2 protein-coding genes are annotated in these 1308 nt (G+C 62.1%); one reads left to right on the plus strand and one right to left on the minus strand.

Annotation, left to right across the window (positions count from 1 at the left end):
• Positions 1-647: KUP/HAK/KT family potassium transporter (locus CW742_RS13500; protein ID WP_292421251.1), on the plus strand; the 647-nt coding region annotated here is incomplete at its 5' end.
• Between the two features lie 22 nt (positions 648-669).
• On the opposite strand, the gene CW742_RS13505 is transcribed toward CW742_RS13500, so the two are convergent.
• Positions 670-1308 (minus strand): universal stress protein (locus CW742_RS13505; protein ID WP_292421253.1); only part of this gene is annotated, 639 nt, incomplete at its 5' end.

Raw genomic sequence — 1308 nt, forward strand, 5'->3', positions numbered from 1 at the left:
GCGGTCCGTTCGAGATGATCTGTGCCGCTCCCATGCTCATCGTCGACTTCTTCTTCCTTGTCGCACCCCTGCTGCAGATCCCGCACGGCGCCTACTTCTCGTTCATCCTCGCCGCCATCCCGCTCATCCTGACCATCGCCTTCATCCGGGGCCAGGACCGGCTCCACCAGATCCAGAAACCCCTCCGGTACGACGACTTCCTGCCGGCCTATACCAAATCCTACCAGTCGCTTCCCCGGATCCACGGGACGGCCCTCTACTTCATCAGCGACATTAAAAACATCCCCCCGTATATCGGTCAGGTCTTCTTCCAGAACAAGAACATCTACGAGAAGAACGTGCTCGTCTGGATCCGGATCAGCGACAAACCCTTCGGGGTGACGACCGCTCTTGCCGAGAACCTTGCACCGGGCCTCTCGCTCTTCACCATCCGGACCGGATACATGGAAGTTATCGATGTGATCGATCTCGTGAAAAGCCACGGGATCGAAGAGAAGACCAGCTTCTACGGGATCGAGTCCATTGTCAGCGACAAGCCCCTCTGGAAGATCTACGGCATCATCAAGAAGGTCTCGCCGCCGTTCGTCCAGTTCTACACGCTGCCGCCCGAGAAGATGCACGGCGTGGTGACCCGGGTCGTGATGTGACCGGCCACCTCATCCCGCCCCGTTATCCCTGGCGGGCGCCGACATCGATGAGAACCGGGCAGGTTGCCCGCCGGATCACCGAGCTCGTGGTGCTGCCGACAACGAGCGTCCGCAGCTCGCGCACCCATCCGGCCCCCTGCGGGCTTATGAGGATGAGCGATGAGCGTTCCTCGGTAGCGGCCTCGATGATCTCGTCCGGGGGATAGCCGATGCTTACCCGGGTCCTGGCCGGGATTCCCTGCCGCGCAAGGTCTTCCCGCATTGCTTCGAGCCGCTGGTGCGCTTCCTTCGCAGCCGCCCGTATCGCAGAATCGGACTCCCCGCGATCCACGACATGCACGAGGACCGCCTGCCCCTCCCTGACGATGGCGGGAATGGTCCTGAGGACAAGATCGGAGGGTACCGAGAAGTCAACAGGGACGAGCACCCGGGAGAAGAGAGGCGCGCGCTCCTGCGCGGGATCTTCTTCCGGCGGGAACCGCATCAGGAGAACCGGGATGGTTGACCTGCGGATGACGTTTGCCGAGACGCTCCCGAGCAGCACTGAGCGGATCCGGTTCTTCCCGCGTGCGCCCATCATGATGAGGGTGGTCTGCATCTCCTGTGCCGCATCGAGAATGGTGAGCGCCACGTCGTCGTTTGTCACGCTGCTCTCCCGGAT

Source organism: Methanoregula sp. (genome assembly GCF_002835825.1).
Taxonomy (GTDB): Archaea; Halobacteriota; Methanomicrobia; order Methanomicrobiales; family Methanospirillaceae; genus Methanoregula.